An 18,548-nucleotide genomic window follows, 5' to 3' on the forward strand; every position below is an offset into this window, starting at 1 on the left:
ATTAGGAGTTTATTGGAATGGTATCCAGCTTAAAAAATAGAAATCTTATTTCTGGCTTTTTTCTAACTTTGACCGCATTTTATTGTTTATTTTTTTTATATAAGCCTGGATTTATAGGCTACGCGAACAACTATGATTTCGTCAGACATTCATCCTGTATAGGCTTATGGAGTTATATTCCAGGTCACCCTAAAAAATCCGGACATGCAAGCTCACCTAGCGCTCAATTATTATATGACGGTGATATTTCAAAAGATTACTGCCTTCGCTCCTCTGACAATGTCTCATCATATATTCTTACCCGTTTTTTATCTGTAGGAGATATTGTAAGCTTTATTAACTTAAGTTCAATAAAGCTATTTTTTTTACTAGCCTTATCATTTCTTGCTATTTTAACAAGTACAGCAAGGCTTGTTCCCAGTATTTTCTTATTCAGCATCTTAAGTGAAGGAATATATCTTGCTTATGCCAATACATTATATGGTGAGTTTTCTGTTATTTCCGCATTTACATTAATTATTATATGCTCTTATAACTTAATTCATAAAAATAACAGAAAATACTCAACACTGCAAATAGCAATACTAATCATTGGAATTATATGGTTAGGTTTGAGTAAGCAACAGTGGTCTTATTTAACTTTATTATTACTATGCATTACGTCTTGGCTTGTTTATCATCGTACATTATTTAAAAAATCTGCTTTTATTTTTTTGTTCTTAAGCCTAGCCAGCATCTTTACTTTTCAGTTTATGAACAAGCATAACTTTGATAATGAAAAATCAATCAGCTCTGCAAACAAAATTAATACTTTTTTCTTTGCTGTACTTCCTGAAGCAACTGATAAAATTCAAGCATTAAAAGTTTTAGGTTTACCTGAGCATTGTAACGTTGATATAGGAATAAGTTGGTATCACCCTGAACAAAATGCTTTAAATAATTGTCCTGAAATTCAAAAAGTTAGTCGGGCTAGACTATTAAAACTATTTATTCAAGACTCTGCTACGTTTTTTATACCCATAAAAAAGTTCACAGAGGAAATGAGATTGTTTTACCCAGACTACTTAGGAGTGACTATTCCAGGTGATACTAATGCGCTTAAAAAACTCAACTATGTAACACGTTTCTCATTGAGTAATATAATTTTCAAGATAGAGTCATCCGTTTTTTTTACTATTGTCTTTATACTTTTTATTGCTTCTATTGCTACCGGTTTATTTTTATTATTTGTACCTAAAAAACCCTCTTTAGATCTAACGTCTAATCTATATTTATTCACCACAGGCGGTATTACTGTAGGATATTCGATACTGTCTTCGGTATTTGGTGACGGCTATTTTGAAGCGGCAAAGCATTCAGTGCTTTTTTTAGGGGGTGTATACCTACAGCTCATAGCTGTCTTATTTACTATAATTTTATATATTAAAAAGATAATAAAATATAAGAATAAAACCAATAAGAATCTGATCAACACTAATTAAAAAAATCTAACATTACAACTATTATAGGGCACACTAGCCGTTCAATTCGTCACAATAAGCTATGGCGAAACCATAACTATAAAACTTTTATACTCTGTTCAACGCGCAAAAATAATTCTATTAATTTTGATAGTTTCAACTCTACTTGGGGCTTTTATAACGAGCCTTAACTTCTCAACCTGCGGAGCTAATACATGTATTGGCCTCAATTGATACGTACTTACCGCGTTCTCATCATGCACTGTGGTTTGCTCTATACACTCCAGTACTGAACCATCCACTTCTAGTACTAGCCGAAGCTCATCTGTAACAAGACCGACAAACTCAATTTTTATCAATCCAGTCTGCCCGTACAAATAAGGCTGTGGGGCGTGCAGATCAATATGGCCTCCCACCAACTCCAACTGTAAGCCCTGTGTTGTAGCGTTTAACTGCCCGCCTTCACTATGCCATCCATCTAAACTGGCATAGCGTTGACTGCCAAATGTATAGCACTGCTCTCCTCGCGGAACGTCTGCATACATAAGCATAAAATCAATCACCGCTTGCTCTAGTGGTGTGTCTCGCAAGGCCATATGCGCGTTGAAGTAGTCCTTATCGATATCATGTGCAGTTGATCCGTTCCACGCCATAAGGTTGACCAACCGGGCCCGGTGATTAAATATTTCTCGTAAGCAATCCCACGCAAAACCATAGTCAGGTAAAACCTTAGGAGGGTCGCGTAAATCAGCAGGATTAAACTCAACAACAGCCCAATCAGGATCAAATTTTAGAATATTTTCAAAGAAAGATAATCTATTTTCAGTACGAATATTATTACGTGCGCTTTCGCCGTACAGAATCGCACCGATATGACCTGCGTCGGGCTTGCTACCTTGTAAAGACATTCCACCAGAATCATAGTTCTTTGCTGGGCTGTTCAGCGATAGGGCAAAAGGCTCAAAACTAAACTGTGGTGCAGTAAAGCCCTGGGAGGAATAAATAACATCGCTGCTGATACCTGTCTCTGACAACCAACTCGCTAAGTCGGAATAATGTCGTTGCACCATATGCCGCCTAAACTCCTCCCACAAATCAAGAAATTTATCCTTAATGCTCCATAGCGTACATATTTTATCTCGAGGTGGCGTGACATCATCCCAACAGGTGAATGTAGTATCTAGATAGACATTTAAGCTCTCTAAGCTAAATGGTGTGTGCTTAATCGTATTCCTAAACTCATTCGCGTATACCCCACTCGCAGAGAGCCAGTCTCTAAACTGCTGTAGCGAGGATGGATTGAAGTCATACCATTGCTCGCCTTCAAAGAAAGGGTTCTGATAGCAGTCCGGATCCAAGTTCGTGCCAATATATAACTCAGGATTATCTTGCGCAAACGTAGCAATAACTTCACCAGCCTGCTGTAAATTACGTTTTTTATAAGCACGGACAGTTTTGTTGTAATGACTTAATGTCAAAGATCGTGATAACTCAGGTGCAGACTCGGCACCCGTTAAATGCTTTAAGTAGTCATCAGGCATGACTTCATCACGCTGATTCCACTGACAGTTATTGGCATCCTCTTCTAAATGATCTGTTAGATCCCATTCTGGACAGGTTCCAGCCGCATCACTCCAAATACCACCATTTAGTCCAATTAAGCAGGGGATATTAAACTTTTTTGAATAGTTTAAAATATCAGTAAGACTATCAGCAACGACCAGCTTATTGTTTATCTGCTTGGTTGAGGCATTAAAGTCAGGATCAAACTGCCAATCATGCTGTGCACCTAAGGTGCTGCGCATATATAAAACAGGTGCCATAAAGCCTAGTTGACAATAGCCTATTGAAAAAGGTAATAATTTTTCTTTAAAGTCGCCAAAACCACCTAAGCTAATGTTACTACTGGCTACCGTAAAATAAAAAACCTCCGACTTATTTGGTTCGATTTCTAAATATTTTTTCTCATCAAACACTAAACTGCTAGCTAATAATTTTTTTGTATCACCAGCAAGGTAGAACAGCTCAACTTTAGTTGCACCACGATTATTAAAATACTGTAGATCAGCTGGTAGTTTGAGCTTAAAACCAGTTTTAATGTCTTGGCCTACTTCTGGAAAAACTGAGCACACATCTAGACGAATCAGATCAGGTTGGAAACGTTTAACAGCACAGTTATTTAACTCAACAACCAAGTCAAATGACTGAGGCTGACTGTATACCCAGCCTTCTAATTCAATAAAGTTACTAATCTTTCCTTTCGATATAAAATCAATAGAAAATCTCATATCAGCCGTATGATTAATAACTACGTCGTTAACATTTTCAGTTCTATTTTTTTTTCTTAAAAAAACATTACAATATATATTTTTAATATACTTTTTAAGAAAAATTTTAGATTTAATAATCATAGAAAATCTCAATTTTAAAATACTATTTCAAAACAATATTAATAGACTGACCGTTTTCACCAAGCAGCTCTAAAGACTGACCATCTTTATAAATTATTGATACATAAGCTTGGCGCCATGCGAGATCCGGCCATAGTTTTAAGTGACTACCCATCATATATTGTTCTAGACGTTGTCTGTTTTCGCACACTGTACTGTCATGTGAGATTAATAAGTAAAAATCTTCATTATGATCATTTAAAATCTCTCGAATATTTTTATCACTTTCAAAATTTTTAGATATTTGACATGTATCGAGCCTATGGATAATTCTTGGCTGTTTACCATTACTAAATCCAACTAGATTCACTCCTCGCATAAAGCCTTTTAGAGTGTGCTGAGATGAGCCATCAGAATAGGTTATAAAAGACTCACCGTCATCCACCCCGGCTACTGATTTTATAAGGATAGATTCATATAGCGAGTCATTGGACAAGACTTGATAATCTTCAATATTTGCACCATTACGTGTAAATCTATTTAAAATATTTATTTGCTTTTGATAGCTCTCTTGTGTGATTTTCTCACTTTGTTTTTTTAATTCATCTAAAATTTTATTTTTATTAATCTCAGTCACATCATTAATATTTTTAATAAATAGACTCTCACTACCTATACTGCCAATAGCGATGCAGTTTTTTAGCTCATCTAATTTTTGATTAGATTCAAAAATAGAACCGATTTTATTACATTGATCAATCCATAGAATTTTTCTTCCTTTTTCTTGCCCCTGCAAGTACTCACTTAATTTTTTTTCAGAATTAAATTCAAAGAGCACTTTATCAGTCAAATAGTTATCATCTATTAAAAACAATGCAGGGTATTTAACAACTTCTTTTCCAAAATAGGCTTTATTTTTTTCACCGTTAATTTTAATATCGTTAACAGCCTCTGGATAATTCCAAAACGATGCAACTAATGCGCTCGAAGAATTAAGATAACTGTTAAAGTCTTTATATTTTTCAATAAGCTTAGGTTTTTTTGTATTTAAAATATTTCGCCCAAAACCAAGCTCTTCAGACTTAAACCCAAGTAATGGCAGGATAGTTGCTGCGACATCGAGGATAGAACTTGGTGTATCAATAACAATCCCTTCCTGTAAGTCAGGCGGAATCATAATCAGCATATTTTTTCTATCGCCTTGGTTTAGTAAATCTGTAGCCGTGTTTTTCATGGCAAGGTGGTCATAACCAATCACAATTAATGTGTTTTTATCAAGGCCACTGGTTTGCAGATAGTTAACAAAGTCACTGATTAATTTATCAGAACAATGAACAATATTTAGAATTGCATTCTCACCATCGCCATAGCGATGGTCCTCACAGCTTCCCGACAGATGCCCTTTTGGATGATGGGTATCTAACGTGAGCATAAACAATGCAAATGGGTTATTCCGCTCAGTGTGCTCAGCAAGCTCTTCTTTAGCAATTGCAAATAAACTATCATCGTAAAGCCCCCAAGCTGATTGATAGCTTGCCTCTTCCAGCCTTGTACTGAGTTCAGCTCTACCCTGGACTGAGGAAAAGCCATGTGTTTTATAGAAATGGCCTTTTCCAGCAAACTCTAATGAAGCGCCACCAAGATAAGATAAGTCATACTTATTACGACGTAATACATCACCCATGCAGGTAGCACCACTTAAGAATTGTGGCATGCCTGACATAGCATTGCCCTGCGAGGCACTAAACAGAGGAACACCACATTGAGATGCAACCATTCCAGCAATAGTCCAGCCGGAATGTGTAACTTGCGCTACGTTTTTAAACACTACAGCATTATTACGTACTTTATTAAGATTAGGCAATAACCCAGGGAATAGACTTTCATTAAAATAGGTTTCTTCCAGACTTTCAGCATAAACATAAATTAGATTTAATGGCTCTTTAACAAAGTTTTCATTTACTTTTACGTAATCTTCACCATTAACAACACTGCCAGAAAATTCTGATTTAATTAAACTATATAAATTTTCAGAGGCCGGGCTTAAAGCGATTGCTAGAACTGACAATATAATTGGAAAGTTATTTATAACTTTATCATCAGAAATATATTTTTGTTTTCTAGCGATATCTTTAATTAAATAATAGAAAAGCCCTACAGTTGTAATTAATGCGACAGCAGCTAGAATTATAACGCCAGCATATTCTTGAAAACCAGCCTCGCCTAATCCATAGCGAAGATGATAAATGACAGACTCATCTATACCTTTATCTGTAAAGTAATCTGATACAGCATAAGTAATAGTAAGTAAAAAGCTTATTAATAATAAAAATAGTGTCAGAAGAGCAAATCTAAATTTTCTCTTCGACTTTAATATAAAGAATATAGCTATAAAAATACAGAGCGTTGAAAAATACATCATATCTATTAACTTTTACAATTAATCTTATTGTAATAAAAAAGCTGAGACTTGTATTAACAAGGCTCAGCTTTATTTTTTACTATAATTCTAGATTATTTAAATAGTCTGATGAATTACAGCTGCGGACCTGCATTTTTAATTGCATCAGTCACTTCAAACTTTTTAAAGTTATCAACGAACTTAGCCGCTAACTCTTGTGCTGCTGCATCGTACGCTGCTTTATCAGACCAAGTGTTACGTGGGTTAAGCAAGTTGCTATCCACCCCAGGTACAGATTTTGGTACGTCCAAGTTGATCACTGGTAAGTGCTCAGTTTCTGCACCGACTAATGTGCCACCTTGAATCGCAGCAATCACGGCACGGGTGGTTGGGATATTAAAGCGCTCGCCAACACCGTAGCCACCGCCAGTCCAACCGGTGTTAACCAGGTAAACTTTAGAGCCGAAGCCTTGGATACGTTTGATCAATAAATCAGCGTACTCGCCGGCAGGGCGTGGGAAGAACGGAGCACCAAAGCAAGTAGAGAAGGTTGATTTAATACCTGAACCTGAACCCATTTCAGTTGAACCAACCAAAGCGGTGTAGCCTGACAAGAAGTGGTACGCCGCTTGTTCGTTATTCAAGATGGACACCGGTGGCAGTACGCCAGTCAGGTCACAGGTCAAGAAGATCACGGCATTAGGCTCGCCAGCACGGTTCGCAACCACACGTTTTTCAACGTTTTCAAGCGGATAGGCGGCACGGCTGTTTTGCGTCAAGCTGTCATCGCTGTAATCAGGGACGCGTTCTTCATTCAGGACAACGTTTTCCAGTACTGCGCCAAACTTAATAGCTTTCCAAATCACTGGCTCGTTTTTCTCAGACAAGTCGATGCATTTTGCATAGCAACCGCCTTCGATATTAAACACAGTGCCCACACCCCAACCGTGCTCGTCATCACCAATCAAATAACGGCTTTCATCAGCAGAGAGCGTGGTTTTACCGGTACCGGATAAACCGAAGAATAAAGTGGTATCGCCGTCTTCACCCACGTTGGCCGCACAGTGCATAGGCAACACATCTTTAGCTGGCAGAAGGAAGTTTTGTACTGAGAACATGGCTTTTTTCATTTCGCCAGCGTATTGCATACCTGCTAGCAGAACTTTTTTCGCGGCGAAGTTAATCATCACGCAACCATCAGAATTAGTACCGTCACGCTCTGGTACGCACTCAAAGAACGGCGCATTAATCACTTGCCATTGCTCTCTGCTCGATGGATTAAACGCATCAGGAGTAATGAATAAGCAACGGCCAAACAGGTTGTGCCAAGCCGTTGTTGTGGTCATTTTAACTGCTAAATAATGCGCAGGATCAGAACCGACATGCACATGCGAAACAAAGTTTTCGCGCTCAGCTACATAGGCCTCAACACGGGTCCACAGTGCATCAAAGATACTCGGCGCAATCGGGCGGTTAATCGGCCCCCAAGCAATCTGAGCATCAGTGCTGGGCTCTTGCACGATAAATCGGTCAGCCGGTGAACGTCCCGTTCGATGTCCGGTTTCCACAACCAATGAACCATTTACAGCCAATTTGCCTTCGCCACGGCGAACAGCTTCTTCAATCAATTGAGCAGCACTAATATCAGTATACACAGCGGTTTTTGCTTGCGTCATGAGATCCCCAACGGCCCGAGCCGAGTCCTCCAGAAATTTTGTAGCACTTAAGCAAAAGCACTACAACTAAAAAGTTGCCCGCGATTATGCCAGAGTTATGCAATTAATGCACTGTACTCGAGGCATCAGTCGCATCTTGTTCAGCGAACATTTGCAGAACATCGGCTTCATTAAATAAATAACGTTCATTACAGAACTGACAATCAATCTCGATAGTGCCTGCTTTTTCTGCCAGCAACAACTGCAGATCTTCTAAGCCAAGACTAACCAAAGCCTGCACTGAACGCTCACGGGTACAGCTGCATTGAAACTTGACGTCAGTCGCGGGAAACAGGCGAACCTGATCCTCATGATACAAACGGTGCAAAATAGTCTCGTTATCCAGCCCCAGCAGCTCTTCAGCGGTCAAGGTTGCCGCTAAAGCAATCGCATGCTGCCAGCTTTCTTCACGCTCGTCAGTGTCGCGCACACGATCAGCAGGTAACTGCTGCAGTAACATACCGCGCGCGCGCTGACCGTCGGCATATAACCAAAAGCGTGTCGGTAACTGTGCTGAGTTAACAAAATAACTACTCAAGCACTCCGCCAAAGTTGCGCCATCTAAAGCAACCAGCCCTTGATAACGCTGCCCTTCACGTGGGTCAACCGTCAACGCCAGCACGCCTTCAGGCATCAGCTCTTGGAAGGAGGCAGCACTGCTAATTTTATCCGCATCATAGCGGGCAATCGCACGCAACTCACCGTCACTGGAGCACTCGACGACCAGCAAAGGTACTGCGCCACTGGAGCGTGCTTGCAACACCAATAAACCATCAAACTTTAGGGTATTAATCAATAAAGCGGCCGCCGCTAGCAACTCACCTAACAGAGCAGCAACGGGCTCAGGATAGGTGTGCTTGGCTAATACATGCGCATAGCTTTCTTCTAAACTGGCCAGCTCGCCACGCACATCACTGTTATCAAAAATAAAACGCTGGGTAAAATCAAAATCAGCCATACAAGACTCACAAAATATCGGTTTAGCATAAACCGTGATTAAAAAATTAACGTGTTTAGATCTAGATGGCCCGTATCGACGCCAGATTACTGATCTTTAAAACGATGAATCTGTCGACGTTGTTTTTTCGTCGGACGGCCGTCAGTCTGAATCCCTAAGGCTCCAGCCTTGCGTAAAGCGGCAGCGTGTTCGCGGGCAGTCACACTGTCTTCGGTTTCGCGATACAGTAACTGCGCTTGCGGTGCGCCACGTCGGACGGCGCTGAGCTGTTCAATCACGATAGTGCGCTCATCATAGCCAGCACGCAGCACCAGCTCATCGCCCACTTTCGGCTCTTTCGATGGCTTGCAGCGCTCACCACGGCAATGCACCTTACCGCCTTCAATGGCTTCTTTGGCAAGCGCCCGTGTTTTATAAAAACGCGCCGCCCACAGCCACTTATCGAGACGTACTTTTTCTTGCGTTTCATTACTCATTACTTCGATTCACCTGTGTTCTTACTTAGCACTGCGCTGTTCTGTTAACGCTTCATGTGCAGTAATTGGCAAGCAAACGCTTGCTTCGAGTCCGCCACCAGCACGATTATGCAGTTCAACACTGCCACCATGCTGTGCGGCGATACGCTTCACAATCGCCAAACCTAAGCCAGCGCCCTGTCCACCGCGTGCCTGATCGCCACGAATAAACGGATTAAAGATGCGCTGTAAGTCATCAGGATCAATGCCTGCACCACGATCGAGCACACTAATAGCTACATAAGGCGCCTGTTCGTCAGGCACCACTGAAGCAGCAATTTCAATACCTTTACCGCCGTAACGCAAAGCGTTCTCTAGTAAATTGACTAACATGCGCTTGATAGAAACCCGACGTAGCGGCAATAAAGGCATGGCCTCTAAACACACGCGGATGTCATGCCCTTGTTGGTTATATGGGGCAACCACCGAACTAATCAACTCATTAAGATCGCAAATCTCCATGGGCTCATCGCGACCATCACGAATAAAAGCTAAGAATTGGTCTAAGATCGCATCCATATCTTCAATATCGCGAATCATATCAGCGGTTAATTCGTTGTCATGATCCAGCAATTCAAGAGACAGACGTAAACGCGTCAAGGGGGTACGCAAATCATGCGAGACACCGGCCAGCATCAATTCGCGCTCGCGCCCCGCTTGCTCAACATCATCAGTCATCTGATTAAAGGCTCGATACACTTCCGCCATTTCACTAGCAGTGTCGATATCAACGGGCAAACGCACGCGGCGCCCCTGACCAAACAGACGTGCGGCAATCACTAAGCGTTTTAACGGTGCGCTCAGTTGGCGGACAAAAATCCAGGCCGCAGCCGTGGAGAGCAGACCAATACCTAAAAACCATGCGACTAAATTCCAGACGCGCTGACCACGCAGTGGATGCGGATACAACGGCACACGAATCCAATCCGGACCTAAACTGGGCGCACTGACCCACAACGACGGCGGCGACTGTGCGCGAATCCGTACGCGTGTATCCTCGCCCAACTCAGCACGCATTTGCTCTGTAAAGATATCGCTATACGGCCAATGCTGCTCACCTAAGGGGACTTCATATTCCTGAACCACCTGTAAGCCTGCCGCCCTGGCAATCGCGGCGCGCTCGCTGGCCGGCGACGCCCAGTAGGCACGTAACGTTAGTGCCGCACCATGACTGTATTGGCGATCAACCAGCACATCTTCATTGAGCATCAAATAGATTAGAGTTAGCGCTTTGGAAAAAAGTACAGCAAGCAACACCATCCATAGCGTGCGCGCAAAAAAGCTCTGCGGATAGAATAATGGCGCCTTCATGCCTTACCGTCTGGCACAAACACGTAACCAACGCCCCATACGGTTTGGATATAGCGTGGTTTCGATGGATCCGGTTCAATCATGCGTCGCAGTCGCGAGACCTGCACATCAATCGAACGCTCTAACGCATCCCACTCGCGGCCACGGGCTAAATTCATCAGTTTATCGCGAGTTAACGGCTCGCGCGCATGCTCAACCAAGGCCTTTAATACGGCAAACTCACCGGTGGTCAGCATATGCACTTGATCACCTTTACTCAGCTCACGAGTGGCCAAAGACAAGGTGTAATCACCAAAGGTGACGCTCGCATCTTCACTACCGGGCGCACCCGGTACGCTAGTGGCTTGGCGACGCAGCACGGCTTTGATACGCGCCAATAACTCACGCGGATTAAAAGGCTTGGCTAAATAGTCATCGGCACCCAACTCGAGACCATGAATACGACTGGCCTCATCACCCTTAGCGGTGAGCATTATAATCGGCACTTGATTATTACTTTCACGTAGTCTGCGGCAAACAGATAAGCCATCTTCACCGGGCATCATTAAATCGAGCACCACCAAGTTAAATAGCTCGCGCGCTAGGACACGGTCCATTTGCTCAGCATTTTCAACGCCACGCACCCGAAAGCCTTGCTCCGTCAAAAAGCGCTCAAGTAAGCGGCGTAAGCGTTCATCGTCATCGACAATAAGGATCTTTTCACCTTCAGGTACGCTCATGCTTTATCTACCTATTTAATTAATATTTATAGTGGCTAGTATGCCGTAATCATAGCCTGCATGTGTGCCGAGCATTGTTAGCAAATCTTACTTAACGGATGCGGTACTGGTTTGCTGAGTGATTTCGCCTATAATTAGCCTTTTAAAGCAGGCTTGTCCTGCTTTTGTACTGATGTAGGTAGCCTGATGGATAGCATAAGTTCTCGTATCGCCACAGAATTGGGCGTTCGCCCACAACAAGTGACCGCCACTATTGCCTTGCTCGATGAGGGTGCAACTGTGCCTTTTATCGCACGCTATCGTAAAGAAATCACCGGCAGTTTAGACGATACGCAGTTGCGTAATCTAGAAGAGCGCTTACGTTATCTGCGCGAACTGGATGAGCGTCGCACGTCGATCCTCGCATCGATTGACGAACAAGGTAAATTAACGCCAGAGCTGCACCAGGCCATTCAACTGGCGGATACCAAAACCCGTTTAGAAGATCTGTACCTACCCTACAAAAAGAAGCGCCGCACCAAAGGGCAAATTGCTTTGGAAGCCGGTTTAGGCGAATTGGCCGATGTATTATTTAACCATCCCAGCCATGATCCACAGATCGAAGCGGCACGCTTTATTAATCCGGAGCAGGGCTTCGCTGATGAAAAAGCGGTCTTGGAAGGCGCTAAATATGTTCTGATGGAGCGCTTTGCTGAAGATGCGACTTTATTAGATCGCTTGCGCCGTGTGCTGCAACAAGACGCCCTGTTACGCGCTCGAGTGATCGTCGGTAAAGAACACGACGGCGCTAAATTCAGTGACTACTTTGAGCATGACGAACTGTTTAAACGCGTGCCCTCACACCGCGCTCTGGCTATTTTCCGTGGCCGCAATGAAGGCTTTTTAACCGCTAGTTTAAGCCTCGGTGATGAAACACCCGGCAGTATGCACCCCTGCGAAATCATCATCGCTGAACACTTTGCGATTAAAAATCAACAGCGTCCTGCAGATAAGTGGCTGGCTGAAGTGGTGCGCTGGACGTGGCGCGTGAAACTCTCCAGCCACTTAGAGACCGATCTGTTTGGACAGTTGCGCGAGCAGGCAGAAACCGAAGCAATCAATGTTTTCGCGCGCAATCTCCATGATTTATTATTGGCCGCTCCGGCGGGACCACGTTGTACTCTTGGTCTCGATCCAGGTTTACGTACCGGCAGCAAAATTGCCGTAGTGGATGCCACCGGTAAAGTGCTTGAGACCACCACTGTTTACCCACATGTGCCGCATAATAAGTGGGATGAAACCATCGCTATTTTGACTAAGCTGTGCAAAAAACATCAGGTGCAATTAATTGCCATCGGTAATGGTACCGGTAGCCGTGAGTCGGATCGTTTAGCCATTGAGTTAGTAAAACTGTTACCTGAGCTGCGCATGAGCAAGGTGATGGTCAGTGAAGCTGGCGCCTCAGTGTATTCAGCCTCAGAACTGGCCGCGCAAGAATTTCCAGATCTTGATGTGTCACTGCGCGGCGCCGTTTCCATTGCGCGACGCTTACAAGACCCACTGGCCGAGTTGGTAAAAATCGACCCGAAAGCCATTGGTGTCGGTCAATACCAACACGATGTTTCGCAATCTCAACTGGCGCGCTCGCTGGATGCAGTGGTAGAAGATTGTGTGAACGCCGTCGGGGTTGATGTGAATACGGCGTCCTATGCACTGCTCGCACGTGTGTCTGGCTTAAATGCCACTTTAGCAAAAAACATTGTCACTTTTCGCGATGAGCATGGTGCTTTTATCAGCCGTTCAGCACTGAAAAAAGTGCCGCGTTTAGGTGATAAAACCTTTGAACTGGCCGCGGGCTTCTTACGCGTGATGAACGGCAAAAACCCATTAGATGCGTCTGCTGTACACCCAGAAACCTATCCTTTGGTCACCCGTATTGCCCAAGATACCAATCGTGATATTCGTTCACTGATCGGTGATTCAGCGTTTCTGAAACAACTGGATCCAAAGCGCTTTACTGATGAAACCTATGGTTTACCGACCGTCACCGATATTTTGCAAGAGCTGGATAAACCTGCGCGCGACCCACGCCCTGAGTTTAAAACGGCTGAGTTCCAAGACGGTGTTGAAAGCTTAAAAGACTTAACCCTAGGAATGGTTTTGGAAGGCGTCATCACCAACGTGACTAACTTCGGTGCTTTTGTGGATATTGGCGTTCATCAAGATGGTTTAGTCCATATCTCGGCACTCTCGGAAAACTTTGTCAAAGACCCCTATCAAGTGGTTAAAGCGGGTGACATTGTAAAAGTAAAGGTCATGGACGTGGATATCCCTCGTGCGCGTATTGCCTTATCCATGCGGATGAGTGATATCCCGGGTGAAAAGCCAGCCTCTCCGGCACGCGCGCAACAAGCTCGTAATGCTCCACGTAGCGAACGTCATGCTCAGCAAGATAAGCCGGCGCCGACTAACACAGCGATGGCGGCATTATTTGCCAAGGCAAGTCAAATTAAGAAAAAGTAATCGATGACTACCGTCATTTTTATACGTACAGGGTGTATAACCTACTAAAAGTAGATCAGCACCCTTGCACTCGGCAATCACCAACCCCATATTGCCACGATGCCCTATTGAGGAATTACCCTTGAGCGATACATATTCTCGTCGTCTGGCGCTGCTTAGCCAGCCCGAAGCTTTAGCACAGCTCAAGCACTGTCTGCATGGTATTGAGCGCGAAAGTTTACGCGTGGAGCGCAATGGCCGCTTGGCAATGACTGCGCACCCTAAAGTGCTTGGTTCTGCTCTAACTCACAGCAGTATCACCACTGATTACTCAGAGGCCTTATTAGAGTTTATTACTGAGGCGCACCCTGACTCAGCACAAACCTTAGCTGAACTGGAAGACATTCACCGCTTTACCGCCACCAATTTGGCCCAAGAAGTACTGTGGAGTCCATCCATGCCCGGACATCTGCCTAAAGAAGAGCAGATCCCGATTGCTGAATACGGCAACTCTAATATCGGTAAATTAAAATACGTTTACCGTAAAGGTTTAGCAGTGCGCTACGGCAAAACCATGCAATGTATTGCCGGTATTCACTATAATTTTTCTTTGCCTGAGTCGGTGTGGACGCTACTACATGATGCAGAAAAAGACACACGCTCAGCCGTTGATTATCAATCAGCACGTTATATTGGTTTGATCCGTAATTTTCGTCGCTACAGCTGGTTATTGATGTATTTATTCGGTGCCTCACCGGCATTGGATATCAGCTTTTTACGGGGCCGTGAGCATCAGCTGGATAGCTTTGATGAAGACACCTTATATTTACCATACGCCACCAGCTTACGGATGAGTGACCTAGGTTATCAAAGCAATGCTCAAGCGGGCTTAACGCCTTGTTATAACGAGCTGAGCAGCTACACCGATAGTTTATTGCGTGCCGTTAGCACACCTTACCCTGACTATCAAAAAATCGGCACCAAGCAAGGCGATGAATGGCTGCAACTCAACACCAATATTTTGCAAATCGAAAATGAATACTATTCAAATATGCGCCCCAAGCGCATCACCCAAGAGGGTGAGCGGCCAGTCGAAGCGCTGATTGCTCGCGGCGTGCAGTATGTTGAAGCACGCTGTATTGATATTAATCCGTTCTTACCTCTGGGTATCGATTTACCGCAAGCACGCTTCTTAGACACCTTCTTATTGTTCTGCGCGCTAAAAGACAGTCCTCTGCTCAGCGATATTGAATGCCCTGCTGCCACTGAGAACTTCTTGGCCGTGGTCAAACAAGGTCGCAAACCTAAGCTACAGCTCAATCGCTGCGGTGAGTCGCTGCCAATGCTGGACTGGGGCCTGGAACTGCTTGAGCAAATGCAGGACTGTGCGCAGTTACTGGACAACAGTTACGGTATCACTGAGCACAGCGAAGCCTTAGCTAAACAAGTCGAAAAACTGCACAACCCTGATTTGACGCCATCAGCACAAGTCTTGGCGAGCATGCGCGAGCAACAATGCAGTTTCAGTCAGTTCGCCTTGAAGCTCAGCTTGCAGCACGCGCAAACCTTAAGCACACCTGCTCTTGAGTCAAATAAAACGGCTCATTATCAACAACTCGCCGAACAATCACTGCAAGCCCAGCAAACCATTGAACAGCAGGATCAGAGTAGTTTTGATGACTATGTCGCCGAGTTCTTAGCTAGCGTTGAGTAACAGCAGCATCCTCAGTGCTGCGTACCATCGCAGTGCTGAGGTAAGCCACCTACCCGTCTCAGCTCTACACCCCGAGTCACTCCGGGTACTGTGGCTATAAGGTATTCTGCTGACGGCGTCGCCAATTCTGTAAGCTCACATCCAAATCTTCTAAGGTTTTAAGACCTTGGCGCTCAGCACGTTTAAGCAAAATCAGCATTAACTCAGCAGTCACCATGGCATCGGCACTGGCATTGTGGCGCTGCAACACCTGCAAGCCAAAGAAGCTGACCCAATCATCTAAGCCGGGATTGCGCATATTGTGCTCGGGGTAGAGCAGTTGCACGATCTCAGCCACATCATAAAAGGGATGGCGCAAGTGATAAGCAAAGGCATCATTCATTTCACGCACCAGCATGCGTTGATCAAAACTCGCATGATAGGCTAACAGTGGACTGCCCCCCACATACTCCATAAAGCTCAGCAACGCCTTTTCGGGACGCATCCCAGCAGCCACTTCACTGGGTGGTATTTGGTGAATCAAAACACTTTCACTCACCGCATGATTGGCGCGCCGCAACGTACAGCTAAACTGCTGACCTAAAGCAATGGCTGAGTTTTCAATGGTGACCGCACCAATCGATAAAATCTTATCTTTAAGGGTATTGAGACCACTGGTTTCTAAATCAACCACGACAAAACGTTGTTGAGCCAGTGGTTGCTGAGCGGGTATCGGCGCGGCTAATGCCGCTAAGCGCAGAGCGTCAGACTCACGCAGCTCGGGGCTTTTACGAAACCAATTAAGAATTTTCACAGCTGATACCGAAAGGTCAAGCTGGTTTGTAGACGCTGCGCTTGCCTAAAGGACTCACGCAAAATACGACGGTCTAAATGATTCAGTTCATCCGGATACATACGATTACTATAGGCCAACTCATTACGTGCTTGCTGTTGATGCTGTTGCATACGTATCTGCTGAATAAAATGATAGGCCTCAACATAAGCATCGCCATCCAGACGCTCAATCACGCCTTTACTGACCAACTGGCGAATACGCTCTGACGTGTTGCTACTTTCCACGCCATGACTCAAGGCCAACACGCGTACACCATCAACAAAGGGCGCTAAGCCTTTAATCTTTAGATCCAGAGTGTCTTTTTCGACGCCTTTTTTATCCAGCGAAAAGTTGCGGAATAATCCACCCAGCGGCGGCCTATTCTGTATGGCACTTTGCGCCATCATACGCTGGAACATATCGTTGCCGCGGATCATCGAGAGCAACTCACGACGCAAGGCTTGGCAACCGTCCACCGGCCCCCAAATAGCACGCAGATCAAAGAAAATAGTGGAATACAACAAGTTCTCTGGGCTTGCTTCTCGAACAATTTTACTGAAGCGGCGCGACCATTCTTGGCGTGATAAGCACAGCTCTGCATTACCTGCCATGATGTTGCCTTTGCATAACATAAAGCCGCAGTCATCCAACGCTAGGTTGATTTCTCGCGCAAGAGGCAATAGCTTTTGCCGCATCGCATTGGCTTCTTCTTGGCTGCTGGCTTCAAATAAAATCCCGTTATCTTGGTCAGTATAGAGGGTTTGCTCTTTGCGTCCCTCACTGCCAAACACCAGCCAGGTGAAGGGCACACCAGGGTCACCATGCTCCTCAATACACAGCTCGATAACCCGCGAAACGGTATGATCATTGAGCAAGGTAATTAAACGAGTGACCTGTTCAGAACTGGCGCCGTGGGCAATCATGCGGTCGACTAATGAGCGGATTTCCTCACGCAACTGCACCAGTTTCTCCACTGATCCTGCATGGCGTACGGCGCGAGCAAGATGGACTAAATCAACACGTTGCAATGAGAATAAATCACGCTCAGAAATCACTCCGACCAAACGCCCATCTTGCACTAGGCACACATGGGCAATATGCCGCTCGGTCATCGCCAAAGCCGCATCAAAAGCTGACGCGTGCGGTGGTAAATGGAAGGGATTAAGCGTCATCAACTCACTGATTGGCTGGCGTAAATCAGCATTAGCATCGGCGATCACTCGACGTAAATCACGCAAGGTGAAAATCCCCTGCGGGCGCTGCATTTCATCAGTAATCACCAAGCTTCCCACTTGCTGCTCATGCATCAACTGCACGGCTTTATGCAACGGAAAATGCCCTTCACAGGTGATAGGCTGGCGCATTGACAGCACCGATAAGCTGGTTTCCATTGAGTACTGGGAACCCAAAGTTTCTGCTGCACGGGTCTGTATTTGCTGATTAGATTGATCCAGCAAACTACTAATACCGCGTACCGAGAAATCACGGAACGCATTGCACTGAGAAAAGAGCTTAATAAAGGACGCTTTATCCAGCAGCAAGCAAAAAGTATCTTCTGCGGCAATATGCGAAGTACGTGTGGCTCGTTCGCCTAATAACGCGGCAATCGGAAAACATTCACCCGTGGTAATTTCAAAAGTGGTTTCCTGATTGCTATCTTGACCTTGGCGTCGCTCACCATAAATACGACCCTGCTTAACAATGTAAAAAAACTCCACCGGCCCGTCTTCTGGGATGATGATGTTTTCACCTTCAGGATAAAAACGCAATTGACAGTTTTCGACTAAAAAACCAAGATGGGTAAGATCCATCTGGTTAAAAGGTGGGTATTTTTGCAGAAACTCCAGCGTGCCTTGGATATTTTGTTGCACAGCTGTACGCCCTGTTTTTGCAAAGGCTTCACTTCTGCTCATGAAACACTCTCCTACTCTGTTAAGCCATCCTAAAGTTTTTGTCTAACAGCTCCTATTGGACGTAAGTGTCAAACAATTAGTGCTGTCAATTAAAACTTGGTGGCATGTTATTTTTATTGAACGGCGGCTATTTTTACAGGCTTGACTGCAATTGAAC

At 44.4% G+C, this 18,548-nt stretch carries 12 protein-coding genes; 3 read left to right on the forward strand and 9 right to left on the reverse strand.

Annotated features, from left to right (window positions below):
- Window positions 1–17 precede the first annotated feature (17 nt).
- Window positions 18–1,481, forward strand: coding sequence for a hypothetical protein (locus JYJ62_RS08720; RefSeq protein WP_205341822.1), 1,464 nt, complete (start codon window positions 18–20; stop codon window positions 1,479–1,481).
- A gap of 98 nt (window positions 1,482–1,579) precedes the next feature.
- On the opposite strand, the gene JYJ62_RS08725 is transcribed toward JYJ62_RS08720, so the two are convergent.
- The 7 genes from JYJ62_RS08725 to ompR all read right to left on the reverse strand — a co-directional run bounded on the left by JYJ62_RS08725 (window position 1,580) and on the right by ompR (window position 11,469).
- A complete protein-coding gene (locus tag JYJ62_RS08725) occupies window positions 1,580–3,871 on the reverse strand; it encodes a hypothetical protein (RefSeq protein ID WP_205341823.1) in 2,292 nt (763 codons plus the stop codon).
- 22 nt (window positions 3,872–3,893) lie between these two features.
- On the reverse strand, window positions 3,894–6,272 hold the full coding sequence (locus tag JYJ62_RS08730; protein ID WP_205341824.1) for a sulfatase-like hydrolase/transferase: 2,379 nt from the start codon (window positions 6,270–6,272) through the stop codon (window positions 3,894–3,896).
- 113 nt (window positions 6,273–6,385) lie between these two features.
- Complete coding sequence (locus tag JYJ62_RS08735) at window positions 6,386–7,927, reverse strand: phosphoenolpyruvate carboxykinase (protein WP_205341825.1); 1,542 nt, start codon at window positions 7,925–7,927, stop codon at window positions 6,386–6,388.
- 103 nt (window positions 7,928–8,030) lie between these two features.
- A complete protein-coding gene (gene hslO, locus JYJ62_RS08740) occupies window positions 8,031–8,924 on the reverse strand; it encodes an Hsp33 family molecular chaperone HslO (RefSeq protein ID WP_205341826.1) in 894 nt (297 codons plus the stop codon).
- An 86-nt stretch (window positions 8,925–9,010) separates the two neighbouring features.
- Window positions 9,011–9,400, reverse strand: a complete 390-nt coding sequence (locus tag JYJ62_RS08745) for an RNA-binding S4 domain-containing protein (RefSeq protein WP_205341827.1) — start codon at window positions 9,398–9,400, stop codon at window positions 9,011–9,013.
- Window positions 9,401–9,421: 21 nt separating this feature from the next.
- Window positions 9,422–10,750: an ATP-binding protein gene (locus JYJ62_RS08750; RefSeq protein ID WP_205341828.1), complete on the reverse strand. Its 1,329-nt coding sequence runs from the start codon at window positions 10,748–10,750 to the stop codon at window positions 9,422–9,424.
- Window positions 10,747–11,469 (reverse strand): two-component system response regulator OmpR, encoded by a 723-nt coding sequence (ompR, locus tag JYJ62_RS08755; RefSeq protein WP_205341829.1) that lies wholly within the window; start codon window positions 11,467–11,469, stop codon window positions 10,747–10,749. Before ompR ends, JYJ62_RS08750 begins: the two co-directional genes overlap by 4 nt.
- A 186-nt stretch (window positions 11,470–11,655) precedes the next feature.
- Between ompR and JYJ62_RS08760 the strand changes: the two genes are divergently transcribed.
- Both JYJ62_RS08760 and gshA read left to right on the forward strand, forming a co-directional pair.
- Window positions 11,656–13,971, forward strand: coding sequence for a Tex family protein (locus tag JYJ62_RS08760; protein WP_205341830.1), 2,316 nt, complete (start codon window positions 11,656–11,658; stop codon window positions 13,969–13,971).
- Window positions 13,972–14,092: 121 nt separating this feature from the next.
- A complete protein-coding gene (gene gshA, locus JYJ62_RS08765; protein WP_205341831.1) occupies window positions 14,093–15,664 on the forward strand; it encodes a glutamate--cysteine ligase in 1,572 nt (523 codons plus the stop codon).
- A 94-nt stretch (window positions 15,665–15,758) separates the two neighbouring features.
- Here the strand turns inward: gshA and JYJ62_RS08770 are convergent, their stop codons facing one another.
- Both JYJ62_RS08770 and JYJ62_RS08775 read right to left on the reverse strand, forming a co-directional pair.
- A complete protein-coding gene (locus JYJ62_RS08770) occupies window positions 15,759–16,457 on the reverse strand; it encodes a PolC-type DNA polymerase III (RefSeq protein WP_205341832.1) in 699 nt (232 codons plus the stop codon).
- A complete protein-coding gene (locus JYJ62_RS08775; protein WP_205341833.1) occupies window positions 16,454–18,391 on the reverse strand; it encodes a DUF294 nucleotidyltransferase-like domain-containing protein in 1,938 nt (645 codons plus the stop codon). Before JYJ62_RS08775 ends, JYJ62_RS08770 begins: the two co-directional genes overlap by 4 nt.
- Between the last annotated feature and the right edge of the window lie 157 nt (window positions 18,392–18,548).

Source organism: Denitrificimonas caeni, assembly GCF_905120345.1.
GTDB lineage: Bacteria > Pseudomonadota > Gammaproteobacteria > Pseudomonadales > Pseudomonadaceae > Denitrificimonas > Denitrificimonas caeni_A.

What these genes read in the sequence shown, in the direction of transcription:
- JYJ62_RS08720 (WP_205341822.1), top strand. Translation starts at nt 18, where the DNA reads ATGGTATCCAGCTTAAAAAATAGAAATCTTATTTCTGGCTTTTTTCTA.
- JYJ62_RS08725 (WP_205341823.1), bottom strand. Translation starts at nt 3,871, where the DNA reads ATGATTATTAAATCTAAAATTTTTCTTAAAAAGTATATTAAAAATATA.
- JYJ62_RS08730 (WP_205341824.1), bottom strand. Translation starts at nt 6,272, where the DNA reads ATGATGTATTTTTCAACGCTCTGTATTTTTATAGCTATATTCTTTATA.
- JYJ62_RS08735 (WP_205341825.1), bottom strand. Translation starts at nt 7,927, where the DNA reads ATGACGCAAGCAAAAACCGCTGTGTATACTGATATTAGTGCTGCTCAA.
- hslO (WP_205341826.1), bottom strand. Translation starts at nt 8,924, where the DNA reads ATGGCTGATTTTGATTTTACCCAGCGTTTTATTTTTGATAACAGTGAT.
- JYJ62_RS08745 (WP_205341827.1), bottom strand. Translation starts at nt 9,400, where the DNA reads ATGAGTAATGAAACGCAAGAAAAAGTACGTCTCGATAAGTGGCTGTGG.
- JYJ62_RS08750 (WP_205341828.1), bottom strand. Translation starts at nt 10,750, where the DNA reads ATGAAGGCGCCATTATTCTATCCGCAGAGCTTTTTTGCGCGCACGCTA.
- ompR (WP_205341829.1), bottom strand. Translation starts at nt 11,469, where the DNA reads ATGAGCGTACCTGAAGGTGAAAAGATCCTTATTGTCGATGACGATGAA.
- JYJ62_RS08760 (WP_205341830.1), top strand. Translation starts at nt 11,656, where the DNA reads ATGGATAGCATAAGTTCTCGTATCGCCACAGAATTGGGCGTTCGCCCA.
- JYJ62_RS08775 (WP_205341833.1), bottom strand. Translation starts at nt 18,391, where the DNA reads ATGAGCAGAAGTGAAGCCTTTGCAAAAACAGGGCGTACAGCTGTGCAA.